This window comes from Lichenibacterium minor, assembly GCF_004137685.1.
In the GTDB taxonomy this organism is placed as follows: domain Bacteria; phylum Pseudomonadota; class Alphaproteobacteria; order Rhizobiales; family Beijerinckiaceae; genus Lichenihabitans; species Lichenihabitans minor.
Genome location: NZ_QYBB01000001.1, coordinates 166,879 through 188,792, shown reverse-complemented (window position 1 = coordinate 188,792; position 21,914 = coordinate 166,879). Strand labels below are relative to the sequence as shown.

General features: G+C 66.2%; 29 protein-coding genes. All 29 read left to right on the top strand.

Going from position 1 to position 21,914, the window contains the following annotated elements:
- Positions 1 to 191: 191 nt before the first annotated feature.
- The 29 genes from rpoC to rpsM all read left to right on the top strand — a co-directional run bounded on the left by rpoC (position 192) and on the right by rpsM (position 21,899).
- Complete coding sequence (gene rpoC, locus D3273_RS00900) at positions 192 to 4,406, top strand: DNA-directed RNA polymerase subunit beta' (protein ID WP_129222703.1); 4,215 nt, start codon at positions 192 to 194, stop codon at positions 4,404 to 4,406.
- A 464-nt stretch (positions 4,407 to 4,870) separates the two neighbouring features.
- Complete coding sequence (gene rpsL / locus D3273_RS00895; RefSeq protein ID WP_129222702.1) at positions 4,871 to 5,242, top strand: 30S ribosomal protein S12; 372 nt, start codon at positions 4,871 to 4,873, stop codon at positions 5,240 to 5,242.
- Positions 5,243 to 5,254: 12 nt separating this feature from the next.
- The gene (gene rpsG, locus D3273_RS00890; protein WP_129222701.1) at positions 5,255 to 5,725 is read left to right on the top strand and encodes a 30S ribosomal protein S7; all 471 of its coding nucleotides are present in this window, start codon (positions 5,255 to 5,257) and stop codon (positions 5,723 to 5,725) included.
- Between the two features lie 33 nt (positions 5,726 to 5,758).
- Positions 5,759 to 7,834, top strand: coding sequence for an elongation factor G (gene fusA, locus D3273_RS00885; protein ID WP_129222700.1), 2,076 nt, complete (start codon positions 5,759 to 5,761; stop codon positions 7,832 to 7,834).
- A gap of 39 nt (positions 7,835 to 7,873) precedes the next feature.
- Entirely contained in the window at positions 7,874 to 9,064 is a 1,191-nt protein-coding gene (gene tuf / locus D3273_RS00880) for an elongation factor Tu (RefSeq protein ID WP_129222699.1), read from the top strand.
- Between the two features lie 62 nt (positions 9,065 to 9,126).
- On the top strand, positions 9,127 to 9,435 hold the full coding sequence (gene rpsJ, locus D3273_RS00875) for a 30S ribosomal protein S10 (RefSeq protein WP_129223017.1): 309 nt from the start codon (positions 9,127 to 9,129) through the stop codon (positions 9,433 to 9,435).
- A 51-nt stretch (positions 9,436 to 9,486) separates the two neighbouring features.
- Positions 9,487 to 10,212, top strand: a complete 726-nt coding sequence (gene rplC / locus D3273_RS00870) for a 50S ribosomal protein L3 (RefSeq protein ID WP_129222698.1) — start codon at positions 9,487 to 9,489, stop codon at positions 10,210 to 10,212.
- Positions 10,213 to 10,220: 8 nt separating this feature from the next.
- Entirely contained in the window at positions 10,221 to 10,841 is a 621-nt protein-coding gene (gene rplD / locus D3273_RS00865; protein WP_129222697.1) for a 50S ribosomal protein L4, read from the top strand.
- The gene (locus D3273_RS00860; protein WP_129222696.1) at positions 10,838 to 11,134 is read left to right on the top strand and encodes a 50S ribosomal protein L23; all 297 of its coding nucleotides are present in this window, start codon (positions 10,838 to 10,840) and stop codon (positions 11,132 to 11,134) included. The genes rplD and D3273_RS00860 overlap by 4 nt, the downstream gene beginning before the upstream one ends.
- A gap of 25 nt (positions 11,135 to 11,159) precedes the next feature.
- Positions 11,160 to 11,993: a 50S ribosomal protein L2 gene (rplB, locus tag D3273_RS00855; RefSeq protein ID WP_129222695.1), complete on the top strand. Its 834-nt coding sequence runs from the start codon at positions 11,160 to 11,162 to the stop codon at positions 11,991 to 11,993.
- A gap of 9 nt (positions 11,994 to 12,002) precedes the next feature.
- The gene (rpsS, locus tag D3273_RS00850) at positions 12,003 to 12,278 is read left to right on the top strand and encodes a 30S ribosomal protein S19 (RefSeq protein WP_129222694.1); all 276 of its coding nucleotides are present in this window, start codon (positions 12,003 to 12,005) and stop codon (positions 12,276 to 12,278) included.
- A gap of 4 nt (positions 12,279 to 12,282) precedes the next feature.
- Positions 12,283 to 12,663: a 50S ribosomal protein L22 gene (rplV, locus tag D3273_RS00845; protein ID WP_129222693.1), complete on the top strand. Its 381-nt coding sequence runs from the start codon at positions 12,283 to 12,285 to the stop codon at positions 12,661 to 12,663.
- Positions 12,664 to 12,674: 11 nt separating this feature from the next.
- The gene (gene rpsC / locus D3273_RS00840; protein ID WP_129222692.1) at positions 12,675 to 13,436 is read left to right on the top strand and encodes a 30S ribosomal protein S3; all 762 of its coding nucleotides are present in this window, start codon (positions 12,675 to 12,677) and stop codon (positions 13,434 to 13,436) included.
- 183 nt (positions 13,437 to 13,619) lie between these two features.
- Positions 13,620 to 14,033 carry a 50S ribosomal protein L16 gene (gene rplP, locus D3273_RS00835; RefSeq protein ID WP_129222691.1) on the top strand — a complete coding sequence of 138 codons (414 nt, stop codon included), beginning with the start codon at positions 13,620 to 13,622 and terminating at the stop codon, positions 14,031 to 14,033.
- A 12-nt stretch (positions 14,034 to 14,045) separates the two neighbouring features.
- Positions 14,046 to 14,258, top strand: coding sequence for a 50S ribosomal protein L29 (gene rpmC / locus D3273_RS00830; RefSeq protein ID WP_129222690.1), 213 nt, complete (start codon positions 14,046 to 14,048; stop codon positions 14,256 to 14,258).
- A gap of 10 nt (positions 14,259 to 14,268) precedes the next feature.
- Positions 14,269 to 14,535, top strand: coding sequence for a 30S ribosomal protein S17 (gene rpsQ, locus D3273_RS00825; protein WP_129222689.1), 267 nt, complete (start codon positions 14,269 to 14,271; stop codon positions 14,533 to 14,535).
- A gap of 98 nt (positions 14,536 to 14,633) precedes the next feature.
- Positions 14,634 to 15,002 (top strand): 50S ribosomal protein L14, encoded by a 369-nt coding sequence (gene rplN, locus D3273_RS00820; RefSeq protein WP_129222688.1) that lies wholly within the window; start codon positions 14,634 to 14,636, stop codon positions 15,000 to 15,002.
- Positions 15,002 to 15,319, top strand: a complete 318-nt coding sequence (gene rplX, locus D3273_RS00815) for a 50S ribosomal protein L24 (protein ID WP_129222687.1) — start codon at positions 15,002 to 15,004, stop codon at positions 15,317 to 15,319. Before rplN ends, rplX begins: the two co-directional genes overlap by 1 nt.
- Positions 15,320 to 15,389: 70 nt before the next feature.
- Positions 15,390 to 15,962, top strand: coding sequence for a 50S ribosomal protein L5 (gene rplE, locus D3273_RS00810; protein ID WP_129223015.1), 573 nt, complete (start codon positions 15,390 to 15,392; stop codon positions 15,960 to 15,962).
- An 81-nt stretch (positions 15,963 to 16,043) separates the two neighbouring features.
- On the top strand, positions 16,044 to 16,349 hold the full coding sequence (gene rpsN / locus D3273_RS00805; protein WP_129222686.1) for a 30S ribosomal protein S14: 306 nt from the start codon (positions 16,044 to 16,046) through the stop codon (positions 16,347 to 16,349).
- 13 nt (positions 16,350 to 16,362) lie between these two features.
- On the top strand, positions 16,363 to 16,761 hold the full coding sequence (gene rpsH / locus D3273_RS00800) for a 30S ribosomal protein S8 (protein WP_129222685.1): 399 nt from the start codon (positions 16,363 to 16,365) through the stop codon (positions 16,759 to 16,761).
- A 23-nt stretch (positions 16,762 to 16,784) separates the two neighbouring features.
- The gene (gene rplF / locus D3273_RS00795) at positions 16,785 to 17,318 is read left to right on the top strand and encodes a 50S ribosomal protein L6 (RefSeq protein WP_129222684.1); all 534 of its coding nucleotides are present in this window, start codon (positions 16,785 to 16,787) and stop codon (positions 17,316 to 17,318) included.
- Between the two features lie 5 nt (positions 17,319 to 17,323).
- Positions 17,324 to 17,683 (top strand): 50S ribosomal protein L18, encoded by a 360-nt coding sequence (gene rplR, locus D3273_RS00790; RefSeq protein WP_129222683.1) that lies wholly within the window; start codon positions 17,324 to 17,326, stop codon positions 17,681 to 17,683.
- A 208-nt stretch (positions 17,684 to 17,891) separates the two neighbouring features.
- Positions 17,892 to 18,446 (top strand): 30S ribosomal protein S5, encoded by a 555-nt coding sequence (gene rpsE, locus D3273_RS00785; RefSeq protein WP_129222682.1) that lies wholly within the window; start codon positions 17,892 to 17,894, stop codon positions 18,444 to 18,446.
- Positions 18,447 to 18,457: 11 nt separating this feature from the next.
- Positions 18,458 to 18,655 carry a 50S ribosomal protein L30 gene (rpmD, locus tag D3273_RS00780; protein ID WP_129222681.1) on the top strand — a complete coding sequence of 66 codons (198 nt, stop codon included), beginning with the start codon at positions 18,458 to 18,460 and terminating at the stop codon, positions 18,653 to 18,655.
- Positions 18,656 to 18,665: 10 nt separating this feature from the next.
- Entirely contained in the window at positions 18,666 to 19,151 is a 486-nt protein-coding gene (gene rplO / locus D3273_RS00775; protein WP_129222680.1) for a 50S ribosomal protein L15, read from the top strand.
- Between the two features lie 211 nt (positions 19,152 to 19,362).
- Positions 19,363 to 20,700, top strand: coding sequence for a preprotein translocase subunit SecY (gene secY / locus D3273_RS00770; protein ID WP_129222679.1), 1,338 nt, complete (start codon positions 19,363 to 19,365; stop codon positions 20,698 to 20,700).
- Positions 20,697 to 21,287 carry an adenylate kinase gene (locus tag D3273_RS00765; RefSeq protein ID WP_129222678.1) on the top strand — a complete coding sequence of 197 codons (591 nt, stop codon included), beginning with the start codon at positions 20,697 to 20,699 and terminating at the stop codon, positions 21,285 to 21,287. Before secY ends, D3273_RS00765 begins: the two co-directional genes overlap by 4 nt.
- A 243-nt stretch (positions 21,288 to 21,530) precedes the next feature.
- On the top strand, positions 21,531 to 21,899 hold the full coding sequence (gene rpsM, locus D3273_RS00760; protein WP_129222677.1) for a 30S ribosomal protein S13: 369 nt from the start codon (positions 21,531 to 21,533) through the stop codon (positions 21,897 to 21,899).
- Positions 21,900 to 21,914 lie beyond the last annotated feature (15 nt).

Genomic DNA, 21,914 nt, shown 5'->3' with positions numbered 1-21,914 from the left:
CGCTCGCCAGAACTCCCCGGGGTGCCGACCGGCGCCGGCGCCGAGGGGCGCCCGCCCGCGGGGCCGGGCCCGACGTGAATTTTCCCGAGGTGAGCCGCGAACCGCGCGCTTCCTCCGCGGTGGACATCGGCCTCGGTCGATGCCCGCCGGTTCCAGATGACGAGCCCGCTCGCGGGTTCTTGGAGAAGACCATGAATCAAGAGGTCATGAACCTTTTCAGCCCGGCGGTTCAGCCCCAGGCTTTCGACCAGATCCAGATCGGCATCGCGTCCCCGGACAAGATCCTCTCGTGGTCCTTCGGCGAGATCAAGAAGCCGGAAACCATCAACTATCGTACCTTCAAGCCGGAGCGGGACGGCCTGTTCTGCGCGCGCATCTTCGGGCCGATCAAGGACTACGAGTGCCTGTGCGGCAAGTACAAGCGCATGAAGTACAAGGGCGTCATCTGTGAGAAGTGCGGCGTCGAGGTGACGCTGTCGCGCGTGCGGCGCGAGCGCATGGGCCACATCTCCCTCGCCGCCCCCGTCGCCCACATCTGGTTCCTGAAGTCGCTGCCGTCGCGCATCGGGCTCCTGCTCGACATGACGCTGCGCGACCTCGAGCGCATCCTGTACTTCGAGTCCTACATCGTCATCGAGCCCGGCCTCACACCGATGAAGGAGCGTCAGCTCCTCACCGAGGACGAGTACCTGCGCGCCCAGGACGAGTACGGCCAGGACAGCTTCACCGCCATGATCGGCGCGGAAGCCATCCGCGAGATCCTGCGCAACATGGACCTCCAGAAGATCTCGGAAGACCTCAAGGTCGAGATCCAGGAGTCGACCTCCGAGCTGAAGCCGAAGAAGCTCGCCAAGCGCCTGAAGATCATCGAGGCCTTCATGCATTCGGGCAACAAGCCCGAGTGGATGATCCTGACCGAAGTCCCCGTCATCCCGCCGGACCTGCGCCCGCTGGTGCCGCTGGATGGCGGCCGCTTCGCGACCTCCGACCTCAACGACCTTTACCGCCGCGTCATCAACCGCAACAACCGCCTGCGGCGGCTGATCGAGCTGCGCGCCCCGGACATCATCATCCGCAACGAGAAGCGCATGCTTCAGGAGGCGGTCGACGCGCTGTTCGACAACGGCCGGCGCGGGCGCGTCATCACGGGCGCCAACAAGCGCCCGCTGAAGTCGCTCGCCGACATGCTGAAGGGCAAGCAGGGCCGCTTCCGCCAGAACCTGCTCGGCAAGCGCGTCGACTATTCCGGCCGCTCGGTCATCGTCGTCGGCCCGGAGCTGAAGCTGCACCAGTGCGGCCTGCCGAAGAAGATGGCGCTGGAGCTGTTCAAGCCCTTCATCTATTCGCGCCTCGACGCGAAGGGCCTGTCCACCACGGTGAAGCAGGCGAAGAAGCTCGTCGAGAAGGAGAAGCCCGAGGTCTGGGACATCCTGGACGAGGTGATCCGCGAGCATCCCGTGATGCTCAACCGCGCGCCGACGCTGCATCGCCTGGGCATCCAGGCCTTCGAGCCGACGCTGATCGAGGGCAAGGCGATCCAGCTGCACCCGCTGGTCTGCGCCGCCTTCAACGCGGACTTCGACGGCGACCAGATGGCCGTCCACGTGCCGCTGAGCCTCGAAGCGCAGCTCGAAGCCCGCGTGCTCATGATGTCGACGAACAACATCCTGCACCCCGCCAACGGCCTGCCCATCATCGTGCCGTCGCAGGACATCGTCCTCGGCCTCTACTACGTCACCCTGATGGTCGACGGCGACGTCGGCCAGTATTCGGAAGACCCGACGACCAAGATGCCGTTGGGCGGCTACTTCTCCAACATGGGTGAGATCGAGCACGCCATCGCGGCGAAGGCGATCACGCTGCACACGAAGATCAAGGGGCGCGCCTGGACCTACGAGGACGGGGTGCGCAAGTCCAAGATCTTCGACACCACGCCGGGCCGCATGATCCTCGGCCAGCTGCTGCCCGACCACGCCAAGATCCCCTTCGACGTCGCCAACAAGCTGATGACGAAGAAGGAGATCTCGAACATGATCGACACGGTCTACCGCAACTGCGGGCAGAAGGAGACCGTGATCTTCTGCGACCGGATCATGGCACTCGGCTTCCGCGAAGCGTTCCGCGCCGGCATCTCCTTCGGCAAGGACGACATGGTGGTGCCGGAAACCAAGCCCGCCATCATCGAGTCGACCTCGGCGCTCGCGAAGGAATACGAGCAGCAGTACAACGACGGCCTGATCACCCAGGGCGAGAAGTACAACAAGGTCGTCGATGCCTGGGCCAAGTGCTCGGACAAGCTCGCCGAGGAGATGATGATCCGCATCTCCTCCGTGAAGAAGGACGAGGGCGGCAAGGACAAGCCGATCAACTCCATCTACATGATGAGCCACTCCGGTGCCCGTGGGTCGCCCACGCAGATGAAGCAGCTCGCCGCCATGCGCGGCCTGATGGCGAAGCCGTCGGGCGAGATCATCGAGTCGCCGATCATCTCGAACTTCAAGGAAGGCCTGACCGTTCTCGAGTACTTCTCCTCGACCCACGGCGCCCGCAAGGGCCTCGCCGACACGGCGCTGAAGACGGCCAACTCCGGCTATCTGACGCGCCGCCTCGTCGACGTGGCGCAGGACGCCATCATCTCGACGGTCGACTGCGGCTCGCAGGGCGGCATCAAGATGCGGGCGATCCTGGACGCCGGGCAGGTGGTGGCCTCCTTGGCGATCCGCATCCTCGGCCGCACCACGGCGGAGGACCTCAAGGACCAGGACGGCAACGTCATCGTCGCCACCGGGGAGATGATCCAGGAGTGGCACATCGAGCGCATCAACGCCGCCGGCATCCAGGAGGTGAAGATCCGGTCGGTGCTGACCTGCGAGTCGAAGAACGGCGTCTGCGCGACCTGCTACGGGCGCGACCTCGCCCGCGGCACGCCCGTCAACATGGGTGAAGCGGTCGGCGTCATCGCGGCGCAGTCGATCGGCGAGCCCGGCACGCAGCTGACCATGCGCACGTTCCACATCGGCGGCGCCGCGCAGATCGCCGACTCGTCCTTCATCGAGACGAGCTTCGACGGCACGATCGGCTTCCGCAACAAGGCCATCGCCCGCAACGCGGAAGGCGACCTGATGGTCATGGCCCGCAACGTCGCCATCGTGGTCCTCGGGCCCGACGGCACGGAACGCGCGTCCCATCGCGTGCAGTACGGCGCACGGCTCAAGGTGGACGAAGGCGACAAGGTGAAGCGCGGCCAGCGCATCGCCGAGTGGGACCCCTACACCCGGCCGATCATGACCGAGATCGACGGCGTCGTCGGCTTCGAGGACCTGGTGGAAGGCTCGTCGATGTCGGAAAGCATCGACGAGGCGACCGGCATCGCCAAGCGCATGGTCATGGACTGGCGCCTGAACCAGCGCTCGGCCAGCCTGAAGCCCGCCATCGTCATCAAGGGCGCCGACGGCAAGATCGCCAAGGTGGCCCGCGGCGGCGATGCCCGCTACCTGCTGCCCGTCGAGTCGATCATCGCCTTCGATCCCGGCGCGACCGTCAAGGCCGGCGACGTGGTGGCCCGCATCTCGATGGAAGGCGCCAAGACCCGCGACATCACCGGCGGTCTGCCGCGCGTCGCCGAGCTGTTCGAAGCCCGGCGGCCTAAGGACCACGCGATCATCGCGGAAATCTCGGGCATCATCCAGTTCGGCAAGGACTACAAGAACAAGCAGCGCCTCCAGATCGTCCCGCACGAAGAAGGTGCGGAGCCCGTCGAGTACCTGATCCCCAAGGGCAAGCACATCCATCTCCAGGACGGCGACGTCATCGAGAAGGGCGAGTACATCGTCGACGGCAACCCGGCGCCGCACGACATCCTGGCGATCAAGGGCGTCGAGGAGCTGGCCGCCTATCTCGTCAACGAGATCCAGGAGGTTTACCGGCTGCAGGGCGTGTCGATCAACGACAAGCACATCGAGGTCATCGTCCGGCAGATGCTGCAGAAGGTCGACATCGTGGATCCGGGCGAGACGGACTTCCTGCCCGGCGAGCAGGTCGACCACGTCGAGCTCGAAGCCGCGAATGCCGCCGCGCAGGCGGAGGGCAAGAAGCTCGCCTCCGGCACCCCGGTGCTGCTCGGCATCACCAAGGCGTCGCTGCAGACGCGGTCGTTCATCTCGGCGGCCTCGTTCCAGGAAACCACCCGCGTGCTCACCGAGGCGGCCGTCAACGGCAAGAAGGACACGCTGGAGGGGCTGAAGGAGAACGTCATCGTGGGCCGGCTCATCCCGGCCGGCACGGGCGCGGCGATGTCGAAGCTGAAGCGCGTCGCGGCGTCCCGCGACGACATGATCCTGGCCCAGAAGGCCCAGGCGTCGCAGGAAACGCTGCCCCGCCTGCCGGCACCCGCCCCGGCGGAGTGACGCCGAGGCCATCGACCATGGGGGAAGGGGCGCTTCGGCGCCCCTTCTTCGTTTCGGGGGAGGGGGGCGCCGTTTCGGTCGGCGGAAACTGTCGGGAGCGCCCTGGCGCCAGTCCGCGCGGCAGTTTCTCCGGGCGCAGCCGGGCAAAGCGGTTGACGCCCCCCGAGTCGCCCGTTAAAGAAGGGCAACTTTCGGCAGGCCGTAGGCACCTTTGCTTCGGGACGACGCGTCCTGGACCCATAAGAGCCTAAACGCTGCCGGCCTCACCTGAGACCAAGCCTCGATCGCAGCCGCGGTCCGGGTCATCGAAAGAAGCATGATCGCGGTGCGTGAGCGTCGTGGTCCTCTGCGTTTCGTGCGCTTGAGATCCTCGCAGGATCATGAGCGCACTTCGCTTTGCACGCGTTTCGGCGCCGGCGTTTTCGCCATGCCGGGCCGCTCGGATCGGACCTAGAGAAGCAAACATGCCGACGATCAGTCAGTTGATCCGCAAGCCGCGCGTCGTCGCCAAGGCGCGCAACACGGTGCCCGCTCTCCAGCAGAGCCCGCAGAAGCGCGGCGTGTGCACGCGCGTCTACACGACGACCCCGAAGAAGCCGAACTCGGCTCTCCGCAAGGTCGCCAAGGTCCGCCTGACCAACGGCTTCGAGGTCATCGGTTACATCCCGGGCGAGGGCCACAATCTCCAGGAACATTCCGTGGTGATGATCCGCGGCGGCCGCGTCAAGGATCTGCCGGGCGTGCGCTACCACATCATCCGCGGCGTGCTCGACACCCAGGGCGTGAAGGACCGCCGCCAGCGCCGGTCGAAGTACGGCGCGAAGCGTCCGAAGTAAGGAACGAACACGATGTCCCGCCGCCACAGCGCAGAGAAGCGTGAGATCATCCCGGACGCCAAGTACGGCGACGTGACGCTCACGAAGTTCATGAACTCGATCATGTACGACGGCAAGAAGTCGGTCGCCGAGGCGATCGTCTACGGCGCCTTCGAGAACATCGAGCAGCGCCTCCGGGTCGAGCCCCTGCCGATCTTCATGCAGGCGCTCGATAACGTCGCCCCCGCCATCGAGGTCCGCTCGCGGCGCGTCGGCGGCGCCACCTACCAGGTGCCGGTCGAAGTCCGCCCCGAGCGCCGTCAGGCGCTGGCGATCCGCTGGCTCATCACCGCGGCCCGCGGCCGCAACGACAAGACCATGGTCGACCGCCTGTCGGCCGAACTGATGGACGCCGCCAACAACCGCGGTAATGCCGTCAAGAAGCGGGAAGACACGCACCGGATGGCGGAAGCCAACCGCGCCTTCTCGCACTATCGCTGGTAATCCGGCGAACACGCGCCGTCCGAGGATCGATCCATGCCCCGCAGCCACCCCATCGAAGACTACCGCAACTTCGGCATCATGGCCCACATCGATGCGGGCAAGACGACCACGACCGAGCGGATCCTCTTCTACTCCGGCAAGTCCCATAAGATCGGCGAAGTCCACGACGGCGCCGCGACGATGGACTGGATGGAGCAGGAGCAGGAGCGCGGCATCACCATCACGTCTGCCGCCACCACGACCCAGTGGAATGGCAAGCGCCTCAACATCATCGACACCCCCGGCCACGTGGACTTCACCATCGAGGTGGAGCGTTCGCTCCGCGTGCTCGACGGCGCCGTCTGCGTGCTCGACGGCAACCAGGGCGTCGAACCCCAGACCGAGACGGTTTGGCGCCAGGCCGACAAGTACAACGTGCCCCGCATCTGCTTCGTCAACAAGATGGACAAGATCGGCGCCGATTTCTACAAGTGCGTCGATGACATCAAGACTCGCGTCGGCGGCCGTCCGGTGTGCATCCAGCTGCCGATCGGGTCCGAGGCGGACTTCAAGGGGATCATCGACCTCGTCCGCATGAAGGCGGTCGTCTGGGAGAACGAGAACCTCGGCGCGAACTATCACGACGAGGAGATCCCGGCCGACCTTCTCGACCGCGCCAAGGAATACCGCCTGGCGATGATCGAAGCCGCCGTCGAACTCGACGACGACGCCATGTCGGCCTACCTCGACGGCGAGGAGCCCTCCGAGGAGACGCTGAAGCGCCTCATCCGCAAGGCGGTCCGCCAGATCTCGTTCCATCCCGTGCTCTGCGGCACGGCCTTCAAGAACAAGGGCGTGCAGCCCCTGCTCGACGCCGTCGTCGACTATCTCCCATCCCCGGTCGACCGCGAGTCGATCAAGGGCATCGACGTCAACACCGAGGAGGAGGTCACCCGCCCGGCGTCCGACGCCGAGCCCTTCTCCCTGCTCGCCTTCAAGATCATGGACGACCCCTTCGTGGGGACCATCACCTTCTGCCGCATCTACTCGGGTCACATCGAGAGCGGCACGACCGTGATGAACTCGACCAAGGATAAGAAGGAGCGCATCGGGCGCATGCTCCTGATGCACGCGAACAATCGCGAGGACATCAAGGAAGCCTATGCGGGCGACATCGTCGCCATGGCGGGCCTGAAGGACACACGCACCGGCGACACGCTCTGCGACATGCAGAAGCCCGTGATCCTGGAGAAGATGGAATTCCCCGAGCCGGTCATCGAGATCGCGATCGAGCCGAAGTCCAAGGCCGACCAGGAGAAGCTGGGCGTCGCCCTGCAGAAGCTGGCCGCCGAGGACCCGTCGTTCCGCGTGTCGACCGACCAGGAGTCGGGCCAGACCATCCTGAAGGGGATGGGCGAGCTCCACCTCGACATCAAGGTCGACATCCTGCGCCGGACCTACAAGGTGGATGCCAACATCGGCGCCCCCCAGGTGGCCTACCGCGAGAAGCTGACCCGCCGCGTCGAGCAGGACTACACGCACAAGAAGCAGACCGGCGGCACGGGCCAGTTCGCCCGCGTCAAGATCGTCTTCGAGCCGAACGAGGCCGGCGCAGGCAACCTGTTCGAGTCTAAGATCATCGGCGGCGCGGTGCCGAAGGAATACGTGCCGGGCGTCGAGAAGGGCATCAATTCGGTCATGGGCGCCGGCATCCTGGCGGGCTTCCCCGTCGTGGACGTCAAGGCCACCCTGATCGACGGCGCCTTCCACGACGTCGACTCGTCGGTCCTGGCATTCGAGATCGCGTCCCGGGCGGCCTTCCGGGAAGCGTTGCAGAAGGGCGGGTCGGTTCTGCTCGAGCCGATCATGAAGGTCGAGGTCGTGACGCCGGAAGAATACACCGGGTCCTGCATCGGCGACCTGAACTCCCGCCGTGGGCAGATCCAGGGCCAGGACGTGCGCGGCAACGCCAACGTCATCAACGCCATGGTGCCGCTGGCCAACATGTTCGGCTACGTGAACCAGCTCCGCTCCTTCTCCCAGGGGCGCGCCACCTTCACGATGCAGTTCGATCATTACGAGCAGGTCCCGGCCAACGAGGCTGCCAAGGTCCAGGCGAAGTACGCCTGACCTCCCCACACGTAGAACGAAGCTTGAGAGGAGCCTTCCATGGCTAAGGAAAAGTTCGCGCGGAATAAGCCGCACTGCAACATCGGCACCATCGGGCACGTCGATCACGGCAAGACGTCGCTGACCGCGGCCATCACCAAGATCCTCGCCGAGTCCGGCGGCGCCACCTTCACGGCCTACGACCAGATCGACAAGGCTCCCGAAGAGAAGGCCCGCGGCATCACGATCTCGACCGCTCACGTCGAGTACGAGACCAAGAACCGCCACTACGCCCACGTCGACTGCCCCGGCCACGCCGACTACGTAAAGAACATGATCACGGGCGCCGCCCAGATGGACGGCGCGATCCTGGTCGTGTCGGCCGCCGACGGCCCGATGCCGCAGACCCGCGAGCACATCCTGCTCGCCCGCCAGGTCGGCGTCCCCGCCCTGGTGGTGTTCATGAACAAGGTCGACATGGTCGACGACGCCGAGCTCCTCGAACTCGTCGAGCTCGAAATCCGCGAGCTGCTGTCGAAGTACGACTTCCCCGGCGACGATATCCCGATTACGCAGGGTTCCGCCCTGTGTGCGCTCGAGAACAAGCGCCCCGAGATCGGCCATGACGCCGTGCTCAAGCTGATGGAGACGGTCGACGCCTACATCCCGCAGCCCGAGCGCCCCGTCGACCAGCCCTTCCTGATGCCGGTCGAGGACGTGTTCTCGATCTCCGGCCGCGGCACCGTCGTGACCGGCCGCATCGAGCGCGGGATCGTCAAGGTCGGCGAGGAAATCGAGATCGTCGGCCTGAAGGCCACCGTGAAGACCACGGTCACCGGCGTCGAGATGTTCCGCAAGCTGCTCGACCAGGGCATGGCGGGCGACAACGTCGGCTGCCTTCTGCGCGGCACCAAGCGCGAGGACGTCGAGCGCGGCCAGATCCTGTGCAAACCCGGCTCCGTGAAGCCCCACACCAAGTTCAAGGCCGAGGCCTACATCCTCACCAAGGACGAGGGTGGCCGTCACACGCCGTTCTTCACCAACTACCGCCCGCAGTTCTACTTCCGCACCACGGACGTGACCGGCATCGTGACCCTCCCCGAGGGCACCGAGATGGTGATGCCCGGCGACAACGTGACGATGACCGTCGCCCTGATCGTGCCGATCGCCATGGAGGAGAAGCTCCGCTTCGCCATCCGTGAAGGCGGCCGCACCGTCGGCGCCGGCGTCGTCGCCTCGATCATCGAATAAGAAGCCAACAGGTCGGGGAGCGGGAGCTCTGCTCCCGCTCCAACCGATCAGGGGACATGACGATGAACGCCCAGAACATCCGCATCCGGCTCAAGGCCTTCGATCACCGCGTGCTCGATGCCTCGACCAAGGAGATCGTGTCCACGGCGCGCCGCACTGGCGCTCAGGTCCGTGGCCCAATCCCGCTGCCCACGAGGATCGAGAAGTTCACCGTGAACCGTTCGCCCCACGTGGACAAGAAGTCCCGCGAGCAGTTCGAGATCCGCACGCACAAGCGTGTCCTCGACATCGTGGATCCCACTCCGCAGACGGTTGACGCGCTGATGAAGCTCGATCTGGCCGCCGGCGTCGACGTCGAGATCAAGATCTGACGTCCGCCCACTGCGATACGCTGTAGCGAAGTATCTTGAAGGAAATCTGACATGCGGTCAGGTGTCATCGCCCAGAAGGTCGGAATGACCCGTGTTTTCACGGAAGCGGGCGAACATGTGCCGGTGACGGTGCTCAAACTCGACGGTTGCCAGGTCGTGGCGCATCGCACGGCCGAGGTGAACGGCTACAGCGCGTTGCAGATCGGTATCGGCAAGGCCAAGGTGAAGAACGTGTCGAAGGCCGAGCGCGAGCGCTTCGCCATCGCCAAGGTCGAGCCGAAGATGAAGCTGGCCGAGTTCCGGGTCGAGGCGGATCACATGATCCCCGTCGGCGCCGAATTTCAGGCCGACCATTTCGTGCCGGGGCAGTTCGTCGACGTGACGGGCACCTCCACCGGCAAGGGCTTCGCCGGCCCGATGAAGCGTTGGAACTTCGGCGGCCTGCGGGCCACCCACGGCGTGTCGGTGTCGCACCGCTCGCACGGCTCGACCGGCGGTCGCCAGGACCCCGGCAAGACGTTCAAGAACAAGAAGATGGCCGGCCACATGGGCGTCGACCGCGTGACCACCCTGAACCTCAAGGTCGTCCGCACCGACGTCGAGCGCGGCCTGATCCTCGTCGAGGGCGCGGTCCCCGGCACGGTCGGCGGCTACATCTACGTGCGGGACGCCATCAAGAAGGCGCCCCACAAGGACCTGCCGATGCCCGGCAAGTTCCGCATGACGTCCGAGGTCACCGACGCCGCCCCGGCCGCCGAAGCCGCCATCGAGGGTTGATTGAGCCAATGAAGATCGACATCACCTCCCTCGACGGCCAGACCGACGGTTCGGTCGAGCTCGACGACACCATCTTCGGCCTGGAGCCCCGCCAGGACCTCATCGCCCGGATGATCCGCTACCAGCTCGCCAAGCGGCGCGCCGGCACGCACAAGACCAAGGGCCGGGCCGAGATCGCCCGCACGGGCAAGAAGCTCTACAAGCAGAAGGGCACCGGTTCGGCGCGTCACGGCTCCGCCCGCGTGCCGCAGTTCCGCGGCGGCGGTCGCGCGTTCGGCCCCGTCGTGCGCTCCCATGCCCACGACCTGCCCAAGAAGGTGCGCGCCCTGGCGCTTCGCCACGCGCTGTCCTCCAAGGCGGCCGAGGGCGACCTGATCGTGTGGGGCGCCGCCTCCGCGGCCGAGCATAAGACGAAGCTGCTGAAGCAGAAGTTCGCCACGGCCGGCCTGAAGAGCGCGCTCATCATCGACGGCGCCGCCGTCGAGGAGAACTTCGCCCGCGCCGCCCGAAACATCCCGATGATCGACGTTCTGCCGGTCCAGGGGATCAACGTTTACGACATTCTGCGTCGCAACAAGCTGGTCCTGACCAAGGCTGCGGTGGACGCGCTGGAGCTGCGATTCAAATGAGCCAGGACCCCCGCCACTACGACGTGATCCTGTCGCCGGTCATCACCGAGAAGGCCACGGCCGCGTCCGACTTCAACCAGGTCGTCTTCAAGGTCGCCAAGACGGCGACCAAGCCGGAGATCAAGGCCGCCGTCGAACAGCTGTTCGACGTGAAGGTCGAAGCGGTCAACACCACGATCCGCAAGGGCAAGGCCAAGACGTTCCGCGGCATCAAGGGTCGTCAGGCCGACCTGAAGAAGGCCATCGTGACGCTCGCGGCCGGGCACAAGATCGACGTCACCACGGGTCTCTGAGCGCAGGCATAAGGATAAAAGTGCCATGGCACTGAAGACATTCAAACCGATCACGCCGAGCCTTCGCCAGCTCGTGATCGTCGATCGCAGCGGGCTCTACAAGGGCAAGCCGCTGAAGATCCTGACCGAGGGTCTGTCCAAGTCGGGCGGCCGCTCCAACACGGGCCGCATCACCGTGCGGTTCCGCGGCGGCGGCCACAAGCAGACCTACCGGATCATCGACTTCAAGCGTCGCAAGCTCGACCAGCCGGGCAAGGTGGAGCGGATCGAATACGATCCGAACCGCACCTCCTTCATCGCCCTCGTCCGCTACGCGGACGGCGAAGCCGCCTACATCATCGCGCCGCAGAAGCTCGGCGTCGGCGACGAGGTGGTGGCGAGCCGCCAGGCCGACGTGAAGCCCGGTAACGCCATGCCGCTGTCGGCCATCCCGGTGGGCACGATCGTGCACAACATCGAGATGAAGATCGGCAAGGGCGGCGCGATCGCCCGCTCCGCCGGCGCCTATGCCCAGATCGTCGGCCGCGATGCCGGCTACGTGTCGCTGCGCCTGTCGTCGGGCGAGCAGCGCCTGATCAACGGCCAGTGCTTCGCCACGATTGGGTCGGTGTCCAACCCCGACCACATGAACATCTCCTACGGCAAGGCGGGTCGCCGCCGCTGGCTCGGACGGCGCCCGCACAACCGCGGCGTCACGATGAACCCGGTCGATCATCCGCACGGCGGCGGCGAAGGCCGCACCTCCGGCGGTCGTCACCCGGTGACGCCGTGGGGCAAGCCCACCAAGGGCAAGAAGACGCGCACCAACAAGTCGACGGGCAAGTTCATCGTCGCCTCCCGCCACGCCCGGAAGAAGTGAGGGCTATCCATGTCACGTTCGATCTGGAAGGGGCCCTTCGTCGACGGTTACCTGCTCAAGAAGGCAGATACCGTTCGCTCGGGTGGCCGATCCGAAGTTATCAAGATGTGGAGCCGTCGCTCCACCATCCTGCCGCAGTTCGTCGGCTTGACCTTCGGCGTCCATAACGGCCACAAGCACGTCCCGGTCACCGTGACCGAGGACATGATCGGCCACAAGTTCGGCGAGTTCTCGCCCACCCGCACGTTCCACGGCCACGCCGCGGACAAGAAGTCCAAGAGGTGATCCGATGAGCAAGCAGGCGAAGCCCCGCGCGCTCCCCGAGAACGAGGCGAAGTGCGTCGCGCGCATGCTGCGCGTGTCCCCGCAGAAGCTGAACCTGCTGGCTCAGCTCATCCGCGGCAAGAAGGTCGAGACGGCCTTGGCCGACCTCGAATTCTCGCGCAAGCGCATCTCCGTCGAGGTCAAGAAGGCGCTGGAAAGCGCTATCGCCAACGCCGAGAACAACCACGAGCTCGACGTCGACGACCTCATCGTGTCGGAGGCCTATGTCGGCAAGGCCATGGTGATGAAGCGCTTCAGCCCCCGCGCCCGCGGCCGGGCCGGCCGGATCGAGAAGCCCTTCTCGAACCTCACCATCATCGTCCGCGAAGTCCAGTCGGCGGCCTGAAGGATTTAGCCATGGGTCAGAAGGTCAATCCGATCGGGCTGCGGCTCGGCATCAACCGCACCTGGGATTCGCGCTGGTTCGCCAGCAAGGGCGAGTACGGCAAGCTGCTGCACGAGGACATGAAGATCCGCGAGGTCCTCATGGCGGCGTTGAAGCAGGCGGCGATCTCCAAGATCGTCATCGAGCGTCCGCACCGGAAGTGCCGCGTCACCATCCACTCGGCGCGTCCGGGCGTGGTGATCGGCAAGAAGGGCGCCGACATCGACAAGCTCCGCAAGATGGTGTCGAAGATCACCTCGTCCGAGGTGGTGATCAACATCGTCGAGGTTCGCAAACCCGAGGTCGACGCCACCCTCGTGGCCGATTCGATCGCGCAGCAGCTCGAGCGCCGCGTCGCGTTCCGCCGCGCCATGAAGCGCGCCGTCCAGTCCGCCATGCGCCTGGGCGCCGAAGGCATCCGCATCAACTGCTCCGGTCGACTCGGCGGCGCCGAAATCGCCCGCCAGGAGTGGTACCGCGAGGGCCGGGTGCCGCTGCACACGCTGCGCGCCGATGTCGACTACGGCGTCGCCACGGCCAACACGGCCTACGGCACCTGCGGCATCAAGGTGTGGATCTTCAAGGGCGAGATCCTCGAGCACGATCCGATGGCGCAGGACAAGCGCGCCGCCAACCAGGAACACGCCCCGGGCGGCGAGCGCCGTCGCCGCGACGACGACCGCGGCGGCCGCGACCGTGACCGTGACCGGGATCGCCGGCGCGAGCGGGCCTGAACGGCCTGATCGACCACAGGGCGCGGGCTTCCGCAGGGAAGTTCCGCGCTTTCGGCGCACGTTGACGGTTGCGTGACGTGCTCCGGCATGAAATAGCAAGACCCATCGACCGACCTCGGGGCCTCTGAAAGGGCCTTCGAGCGGTCCGGACGTGCTCCGACCGACTTTCAGGACCCCTTTCCCATGTTGCAACCCAAGCGAACCCGCTTCCGCAAGGCCTTCAAGGGCCGGATCAGCGGCGAAGCCAAGGGCGGCTTCGAGCTCAACTTCGGCCAGTACGGCCTGAAGGCCATGGAGCCGGAGCGCGTCACCGCCCGCCAGATCGAGGCCGCCCGCCGCGCCCTCACCCGCCACATGAAGCGCGCCGGCCGCGTTTGGATCCGCATCTTCCCGGACGTGCCGGTGTCGAAGAAGCCGACCGAGGTCCGGATGGGCAAGGGCAAGGGCGCTCCGGAGTTCTGGGCCGCCCGCGTCCACCCCGGGCGTATCATGTTCGAGCTCGACGGCGTGCCGGTCGATCTCGCCAAGGAGGCACTCCGCCTCGCCGCCGCGAAGCTGCCGATCAAGACGCGCTTCGTCGAACGCATCGCCGAGTGAGGTAGGACCATCATGAAGACCAAGCAGCGCCTGTCCGACCTCTGGGTCATGTCGGACGACCAGCTCAACGACGAAGTGCTTCGCTTGAAGCGCGAACAGTTCAACTTGCGCTTCCGCCGCGCCACCGGGCAATTGGAGAACACCTCCACGGTCCGCACGGTCCGCCGCGACATCGCCCGGGTGAAGACCCTGGCGGCGATGAAGCGCGCCGCAGCGAACGGGTGAGAGACAACAGATGCCGAAGCGTATCCTCCAGGGCGTGGTCGTCAGCGACAAGCAGGAGAAGACCGTGGTGGTGAAGGTGGAGCGTCGCTTCACCCATCCGCTGCTGAAGAAGACCGTGCGCCGCTCCAAGAACTACCACGCGCACGACGAGGCCCGCACCTTCAAGGTCGGCGACATCGTTTCCATCGAGGAAACGCGGCCGATCTCGAAGTTGAAGCGCTGGATCGTCCTCGGCGCGGACGCGGCGGCGAAGACCGGGGCCGAAGCCTCAGCCTGAAGCCGATCCGGGGGAGGGGCCCTGAGCGGCCCCCCGAACCCCGCCAGGCGCAGTCCGGCACGCGATGCCGGAAACCGTTCTGACAGAAAGTCATATCCATGATTCAGATGCAGACTAACCTCGATGTCGCTGACAATTCCGGCGCCCGCCGCGTCATGTGCATCAAGGTCATCGGCGGCTCCAAGCGGAAGTATGCCGGCGTGGGCGACATCATCGTCGTGTCCATCAAGGAGGCCATCCCGCGCGGCCGCGTGAAGAAGGGCGACGTGATGAAGGCCGTGGTGGTTCGCACCGCCAAGGACATCAAGCGCGCCGACGGCACCGTCATCCGCTTCGATAGCAACGCCGCCGTCATCGTGAACAACCAGTCCGAGCCGGTCGGCACCCGCATCTTCGGGCCGGTTCCGCGCGAACTGCGCGCCAAGAACCACATGAAGATCATTTCGCTGGCCCCGGAGGTGCTGTGATGGCCGCCAAGATCAAGAAGGGCGACAAGGTCGTCGTGCTGACCGGCCGCGACCGCGGCAACACGGGCGAGGTGCTCCAGGTCATGCCGAAGGACGAGCGCGCCATCGTGCGCGGCGTTAACCTCGTCAAGCGCCACCAGGCGCAGAGCCAGCGCCAGGAAGGCGGCATCATCACCAAGGAAGCGACGATCCACCTGTCGAACCTCGCCCTGCAGCACCCGACGACCGGCAAGCCGGTCCGCGTGGGCTTCAAGGTGCTCGAGGACGGCCGCAAGGTCCGTGTCGCCAAGGGTTCGGGAGATCAGATCGATGGCTGAGGCACAGGCCACCGGCGGCAAGAAGGCCGCCAAGGGCAAGGAGAACCGCAAGTCGGGCTCCGACATCAACATGGAGGCCTCGCCGGCCCTCCCCGCCGGCTACGTGCCGCGGATGAAGCAGATCTACCGCGACACGATCCGCCAGGCGATGGTGGAGCAGTTCGGCTACACGAACCAGCTCGCCGTGCCGCGGCTCGACAAGATCGTGCTGAACATGGGCGTCGGCGAAGCCGTCAACGACACCAAGAAGGTGACGAGCGCCGCTTCCGACCTGTCGCTGATCGCGGGCCAGAAGCCCGTCATCACCCACGCGCGCAACGCCATTTCGACCTTCAAGGTCCGCGAAGGCATGCCGCTCGGCGCCAAGGTGACGTTGCGCGACACGCGCATGTACGAGTTCCTCGACCGCCTGATCACGGTCGCGCTCCCGCGCATCCGCGATTTCCGCGGCCTGAGCGCCAAGTCCTTCGACGGCCGCGGCAACTTCGCCATGGGCATCAAGGAGCACATCATCTTCCCCGAGATCGATTATGACAAGGCCGAGACGATGCTCGGCATGGACATCATCGTCTGCACCACGGCGAAGACCGACGACGAAGCGCGCGCGCTTCTGAAGGCATTCAATTTCCCGTTCCGGCAGTGAGGTCAGCGGGGGCAGGGGGAGGCCCTGGCCCCGCCGTGCAGTCCAGCACGGCTTCAGACGCGGAAAGGAGAGGACGACTCAATGGCTAAGAAGAGTTCTGTCGAGAAGAATGAGCACCGGCGGTCGCTGGTGAAGCAGTACGCCGCCAAGCGGGCCAAGCTGAAGGGCATTGCCGACGACGCCAACCTCCCGATGGAGGAGCGTTTCGAGGCGCGGCTGAAGCTCAGCGAGCTGCCCCGCAACTCGGCCGCGGCGCGCATCCGCAACCGGTGCGAGGTGTCGGGCCGGTCGCGCTCGGTGTATCGCAAGATGAAGATGTCCCGCATCGCGCTCCGCGAGCTGGGCAACAAGGGCCTGATCCCAGGCCTCGTGAAGTCGAGCTGGTGAGGGGAGGCGAACTATGTCGGTGAACGATCCCCTGGGTGACATGCTCACCCGCATCCGCAACGCCCAGCTCCGCAAGAAGGGTAAGGTGTCGACGCCGGGTTCCCGGCTCCGCGCCAACGTCCTCGACGTGCTGGAGCAGGAAGGCTTCATCCGCGGATACTCGACGACGGACCACGGCAACGGCCGCACCGAGTTCGACATCGAGCTGAAGTATTTCGACAACGCCCCGGTCATCAAGATGATCGAGCGCGTGTCGCGCCCCGGCCGCCGCGTGTACGCGGCCGTCGACGCCCTGCCGCGCGTCGCCAACGGCCTGGGCATCACGATCGTGTCGACGCCCAAGGGCGTCATGGCTGACCACGCCGCCCGCGACAACAATGTCGGCGGAGAGGTCCTGTGCAAGGTCTTCTGACCTGAGCCATGAAGGAATGAACGATGTCCAGGGTCGGTAAGAAGCCGGTCTCGCTCCCCAAGGGCGTGACCGCGACAATCGAGGGCCAGTCGGTTCAGGTCAAGGGCGCCAAGGGGACTCTGTCCTTCACGGTGCCCGACGACTGCGACGTGGCGCTCAACGACAACGAGGTTTCGGTGAAGCCCCGTTCCGAGACCAAGCGCGCGCAGGCCATGTGGGGCATGTCGCGCGCGATGATCAACAATCTCGTGACCGGCGTGTCGGCGGGCTTCGAGCGCAAGCTCGAGATCACCGGCGTCGGCTACAAGGCCGCGGTGCAGGGCAAGAAGCTCGTCCTGTCGCTCGGCTACAGCCACGACGTCGACTATCCGATCCCGGATGGCATCGACATCAAGGCCACGAAGCCGACCGAACTGGTCATCACCGGCATCGACAAGCGCGAAGTCGGCCAGGTGGCCTCCGAGATTCGCTCCTATCGTCCGCCGGAGCCCTACAAGGGCAAGGGCGTGAAGTACGCGGGCGAGTTCATCTTCCGCAAGGAAGGCAAGAAGAAGTAAGGGCGATGAGCAAGAGCGATCTTTCCGACCGCCGCAAGGCTCGCGTCCGTCTGGCGATTCGCAAGAACGCCGGCGGCCGTCCCCGCCTTTCGGTCTTCCGGTCTTCCAAGCAGATCTACGCGCAGGTGATCGACGACGCGCGCGGCGTCACACTGGCTTCGGCGTCCACGCTGGAGAAGTCGAACCGCGAGGGCCTCAAGACGGGCGCCGACAAGGCGGCCGCCGAGCAGATCGGCAAGCTGGTGGCCCAGCGTGCCGTCGAGGCCGGCGTGACCGAGGTCGTCTTCGACCGCGGCGCCTACATGTACCACGGCCGCGTCAAGGCGCTGGCCGACGGCGCCCGCGAGGGTGGCCTCAAGTTCTGATCGAAGCGTCGCTTCGGTTTCGAAGATCAGCGGGCCGGCTTGTGTCAGACGGAAGCGTCGGATACAGGTCGGCCCGTTCCCTTGCAGGGTCGGCGTGGCGCGGGGCGGTTCTGACCGCATCCCCGCGCTTTCGCTCATCCGCGACGGCACCATCCCAGCGAGCGGCAGGGCCCATCCCGGGTCGCCGCGTCAGTGACGGACAGTTTAGATGGCTCGTGAAAGAGAGCGCGACCGCGAGGATCGCGACAATGAATTCGTGGACAAGCTGGTCCACATCAACCGCGTCGCCAAGGTGGTGAAGGGCGGCCGGCGCTTCGGCTTCGCGGCGCTCGTCGTCGTCGGCGACCAGAAGGGCCGCGTCGGCTACGGCCACGGCAAGGCGCGCGAAGTGCCGGAAGCCATCCGCAAGGCGACGGAAGCCGCCAAGCGCGGCATGATCCGCGTGCCGCTGCGCGAAGGCCGCACCCTCCATCACGACGTGAACGGACGCCACGGCGCCGGGCGCGTGATCCTGCGGGCCGCCCCGGCCGGCACCGGCATCATCGCCGGCGGCCCGATGCGCGCCGTCTTCGAAACGCTCGGCGTCCACGACGTCGTGGCGAAGAGCCAGGGCTCGTCGAACCCCTACAACATGGTTCGCGCCACCTTCGACGCGCTCATCCACGAGGATTCGCCCCGCCAGGTCGCGGCTCGCCGCAACCTCAAGGTGTCCACCCTGCAGTCCCGCCGCCAGGGCGTGGACGCCGACGCCGTCGAAGTCTGAGGAGGACAGACATGGACTCCCAGACCCAGACCAAGTTCGTCGTCGAGCAGACGAAGAGCCCCATCGGCCGCCCGGCTTCGCAGCGTCAAACGCTGGTCGCCCTCGGCCTCAACAAGATCGGCCGCCGCTCGTCGCTGATCGACAACCCTTCGACCCGTGGCATGGTGGCGAGCGTCGCTCACCTCGTCCGCGTCGTCGACGGCGAGTGAGGATCCCGTCATGAAGCTCAACGAGATCAGGGACAACGAAGGCTCGTCCAAGCCCCGCATGCGCGTCGGGCGCGGCATCGGCTCGGGCAAGGGCAAGACCGGCGGCCGCGGCGTGAAGGGTCAGAAGGCCCGCACCGGCGTGCGCATCAAGGGCTTCGAAGGCGGTCAGATGCCGCTGCATCGCCGCCTGCCGAAGCGCGGCTTCACCAACATCTTCCGCCTCGACTACAACGAGATCAACGTCGGCCGCATCCAGAAGGCGATCGACGAGGGCAAGCTGCAGGCGGGGCCGATCACCATTGAGACGCTGGTGGACTGCGGCCTGTGCACGAAGGCGCGGGACGGGGTGAAGATCCTGGGTGCCGGCGAGATCACCGCCAAGGTGGAGATCGAGGCCGCCCTGGCGTCGAAGTCCGCCATCGCCGCCATCGAGGCCGCCGGCGGCTCCGTGAAGGTGCTGCGCGAGCCGAAGGTGAAGGCCGAGAAGGCCGCCTGATCCCCGACGGGATCGGTCGCGATCATCGACAGGGCGGCGGCGAAAGCCTGCCGCCCTGTCGTCGTGTCGGCCCGGGGACGGAGCCGGCGGGTGCCCCCGTCCCCGCCTTGGCGCCGCCATGGTCGGCTTTCAATCTGGCGTGACGGCGTCACGCGCGCTAAGGGTCGGCTTGGCTGCCGGGCCCTTCGCGGCGGTCTCTTGGAGCAGGTGTATGGCGTCGGCAGCGGAACAGCTCGCAGCGAACATCAATTTCGCGTCGATCGGCAAGGCCGAGGAGCTCAAGAAGCGCATCTGGTTCACCTTGGGTGCCCTGATGGTCTACCGGCTCGGGACATACATCCCGCTGCCCGGCATCGACCCCGCCGCCTTCGAGGCCAATTTTTCCGGCCAGAAGCAGGGCGTGCTCGAGCTGTTCAACATGTTCTCGGGCGGCGCCGTCCAGCGCATGGCGATCTTCGCGCTGAACATCATGCCCTACATCTCGGCCTCGATCATCATCCAGCTCATGACCTCGGTCGTGCCGTCGCTGGAAACCCTCAAGAAGGAGGGCGAGTCGGGCCGCAAGGTCATCAACCAGTACACCCGCTACCTGACGGTCGTCCTGGCGGCCTTCCAGGCTTACGGCATCTCGGCCGGGCTCGAGGGGCAGGCGGGCGTGGTCACCGACCCCGGCCTGTTCTTCCGCGTGAGCTGCGTCATCACGCTGATGGGCGGCACCATGTTCCTGATGTGGCTCGGCGAGCAGATCACCTCGCGCGGCATCGGCAACGGCTCCTCGCTCATCATCTTCGCCGGCATCATCGCGGCCTTCCCCGCCGCCATCGGCCACACGCTGGAGCTCGGCCGCCAGGGTGCGATCTCGACCGTGTTCATCCTCGCCGTCGTGGTCGTGGCGGTCGCCACCATCGCCTTCATCGTGTTCATGGAGCGGGCGCAGCGGCGCGTGCTCATCACCTATCCGAAGCGGCAGGTGGGCAACCGGATGTTCGAGGGGCAAACCTCGTTCCTCCCGCTGAAGCTCAACACCGCGGGCGTCATCCCGCCGATCTTTGCCTCCTCGCTGCTGCTGCTGCCCACGACGGTCGCGAACTTCACGTCGATGAACGGGGGCAGCGGCGGCTGGCTCGGCACCGTGACGAGCTTCCTCGGCCACGGCCGGCCCGCCTACATCGTCCTGTACCTGTTCCTGATCGTGTTCTTCGCCTTCTTCTACACCGCGGTGGTGTTCAACCCGGTCGAGACGGCCGACAACCTGCGCAAGCACGGCGGCTTCGTCCCGGGCGTGCGGCCCGGCGAGCGCACCGCGCAGCACATCGACACGATCCTGACCCGCATCACCGTGCTGGGCGCGGGCTATCTCGCGATCATTTGCCTTCTGCCCGAGCTTCTGATCTCCTACGCGGCGCTGCCCTTCTATTTCGGCGGCACGTCGCTGCTGATCGTGGTGAGCGTGACCATGGACACGGTTGCGCAGGTCCACGGCCACCTGCAGGCGCAACAATACGAGAGCCTGATCAAGAAATCGCGGCTCAGAGGGAAGAAGCGATGAGGATAGTGTTTCTGGGCCCACCCGGCGCAGGAAAGGGAACGCAGGCCGCGCGGCTCATGGCGCGGCACGGCATACCGCAACTCTCGACGGGCGACATGCTCCGCGCCGCCGTCAAGGCCGGCACGCCCGTGGGGCTGAAGGCCCAGGCCATCATGGAGCAGGGCGGCCTCGTGCCGGACGCCATCGTGGTCGGCATCGTGGCGGAGCGCTTCATGGAGCCGGACGCCGCCCGCGGCTTCATCCTCGACGGCTTTCCCCGCACCGTGGCCCAGGCGGAAGCGCTCGATCTCGCGCTGGAGAATCGCGGGCTCAAGCTCGATGCCGTGCTGGAGCTGGACGTCGACCCCAAAGTCCTCGTCGAGCGCATCGAGAAGCGCGCGGCGGAAACGGTGGCGGCCGGCGGCACCGTCCGCGCGGACGACACGCCCGACGTGTTGGCCCGGAGGCTCGCGACCTACCACGAGCAGACCGCGCCCGTGTCGAACTATTACGCCGGATCGGGCCGCCTCAAGGCGATCGACGGCATGGCGCCGATCGGGGCCGTGTCGGACGCGATCGACGCCGCCCTGTCCGTCGCGGCGCAGTGACGGGCGTCCACGAGGCCGCGTCTCCGTCTTCCGCGAGGGAGACGGTCGCGCCCGCGGTGGGCCGGATGCTTCGCGATCCATCCTTGACCAGGGTCTAGGAAATCGCTAAGGCGACCCTAGCGGGCTTTCGATCGTGCGACGCCGGGTCACCCCTCCGCGGGGATCCGGTGTTCGCCGTTGGCGCGCAATCCGACAAATCGGCGTCTTTCGGCACGGCGGTGCCCGGGCGCATGGAGAACACACGTGGCCCGTATCGCTGGCGTCAATATCCCGACCAACAAGCGCGTGGTGATCGCGCTTCAGTACATCCACGGCATCGGCGGGCAGAAGGCCCAGGAGATCTGCGAGAAGGTGTCCATCCCGGCCGAGCGCCGCGTGGCCCAGCTTTCGGACGCCGAAGTGCTGCAGATCCGCGAAACCATCGATCGCGACTACCTGGTCGAAGGCGACCTGCGCCGCGAGAACTCGATCAACATCAAGCGTCTGATGGACCTCGGCTGCTACCGCGGCCTGCGCCATCGCCGCCAGCTGCCCGTCCGCGGCCAGCGCACCCACACCAACGCCCGCACCCGCAAGGGCAAGGCGAAGCCAATCGCCGGCAAGAAGAAGTGATCCGCTGACGGCGAA

Excerpts from the sequence above, each read along its gene's own strand:
- rpoC (WP_129222703.1), top strand. The coding sequence starts at position 192 with ATGAATCAAGAGGTCATGAACCTTTTCAGCCCGGCGGTTCAGCCCCAG.
- rpsL (WP_129222702.1), top strand. The coding sequence starts at position 4,871 with ATGCCGACGATCAGTCAGTTGATCCGCAAGCCGCGCGTCGTCGCCAAG.
- rpsG (WP_129222701.1), top strand. The coding sequence starts at position 5,255 with ATGTCCCGCCGCCACAGCGCAGAGAAGCGTGAGATCATCCCGGACGCC.
- fusA (WP_129222700.1), top strand. The coding sequence starts at position 5,759 with ATGCCCCGCAGCCACCCCATCGAAGACTACCGCAACTTCGGCATCATG.
- tuf (WP_129222699.1), top strand. The coding sequence starts at position 7,874 with ATGGCTAAGGAAAAGTTCGCGCGGAATAAGCCGCACTGCAACATCGGC.
- rpsJ (WP_129223017.1), top strand. The coding sequence starts at position 9,127 with ATGAACGCCCAGAACATCCGCATCCGGCTCAAGGCCTTCGATCACCGC.
- rplC (WP_129222698.1), top strand. The coding sequence starts at position 9,487 with ATGCGGTCAGGTGTCATCGCCCAGAAGGTCGGAATGACCCGTGTTTTC.
- rplD (WP_129222697.1), top strand. The coding sequence starts at position 10,221 with ATGAAGATCGACATCACCTCCCTCGACGGCCAGACCGACGGTTCGGTC.
- D3273_RS00860 (WP_129222696.1), top strand. The coding sequence starts at position 10,838 with ATGAGCCAGGACCCCCGCCACTACGACGTGATCCTGTCGCCGGTCATC.
- rplB (WP_129222695.1), top strand. The coding sequence starts at position 11,160 with ATGGCACTGAAGACATTCAAACCGATCACGCCGAGCCTTCGCCAGCTC.
- rpsS (WP_129222694.1), top strand. The coding sequence starts at position 12,003 with ATGTCACGTTCGATCTGGAAGGGGCCCTTCGTCGACGGTTACCTGCTC.
- rplV (WP_129222693.1), top strand. The coding sequence starts at position 12,283 with ATGAGCAAGCAGGCGAAGCCCCGCGCGCTCCCCGAGAACGAGGCGAAG.
- rpsC (WP_129222692.1), top strand. The coding sequence starts at position 12,675 with ATGGGTCAGAAGGTCAATCCGATCGGGCTGCGGCTCGGCATCAACCGC.
- rplP (WP_129222691.1), top strand. The coding sequence starts at position 13,620 with ATGTTGCAACCCAAGCGAACCCGCTTCCGCAAGGCCTTCAAGGGCCGG.
- rpmC (WP_129222690.1), top strand. The coding sequence starts at position 14,046 with ATGAAGACCAAGCAGCGCCTGTCCGACCTCTGGGTCATGTCGGACGAC.
- rpsQ (WP_129222689.1), top strand. The coding sequence starts at position 14,269 with ATGCCGAAGCGTATCCTCCAGGGCGTGGTCGTCAGCGACAAGCAGGAG.
- rplN (WP_129222688.1), top strand. The coding sequence starts at position 14,634 with ATGATTCAGATGCAGACTAACCTCGATGTCGCTGACAATTCCGGCGCC.
- rplX (WP_129222687.1), top strand. The coding sequence starts at position 15,002 with ATGGCCGCCAAGATCAAGAAGGGCGACAAGGTCGTCGTGCTGACCGGC.
- rplE (WP_129223015.1), top strand. The coding sequence starts at position 15,390 with ATGGAGGCCTCGCCGGCCCTCCCCGCCGGCTACGTGCCGCGGATGAAG.
- rpsN (WP_129222686.1), top strand. The coding sequence starts at position 16,044 with ATGGCTAAGAAGAGTTCTGTCGAGAAGAATGAGCACCGGCGGTCGCTG.
- rpsH (WP_129222685.1), top strand. The coding sequence starts at position 16,363 with ATGTCGGTGAACGATCCCCTGGGTGACATGCTCACCCGCATCCGCAAC.
- rplF (WP_129222684.1), top strand. The coding sequence starts at position 16,785 with ATGTCCAGGGTCGGTAAGAAGCCGGTCTCGCTCCCCAAGGGCGTGACC.
- rplR (WP_129222683.1), top strand. The coding sequence starts at position 17,324 with ATGAGCAAGAGCGATCTTTCCGACCGCCGCAAGGCTCGCGTCCGTCTG.
- rpsE (WP_129222682.1), top strand. The coding sequence starts at position 17,892 with ATGGCTCGTGAAAGAGAGCGCGACCGCGAGGATCGCGACAATGAATTC.
- rpmD (WP_129222681.1), top strand. The coding sequence starts at position 18,458 with ATGGACTCCCAGACCCAGACCAAGTTCGTCGTCGAGCAGACGAAGAGC.
- rplO (WP_129222680.1), top strand. The coding sequence starts at position 18,666 with ATGAAGCTCAACGAGATCAGGGACAACGAAGGCTCGTCCAAGCCCCGC.
- secY (WP_129222679.1), top strand. The coding sequence starts at position 19,363 with ATGGCGTCGGCAGCGGAACAGCTCGCAGCGAACATCAATTTCGCGTCG.
- D3273_RS00765 (WP_129222678.1), top strand. The coding sequence starts at position 20,697 with ATGAGGATAGTGTTTCTGGGCCCACCCGGCGCAGGAAAGGGAACGCAG.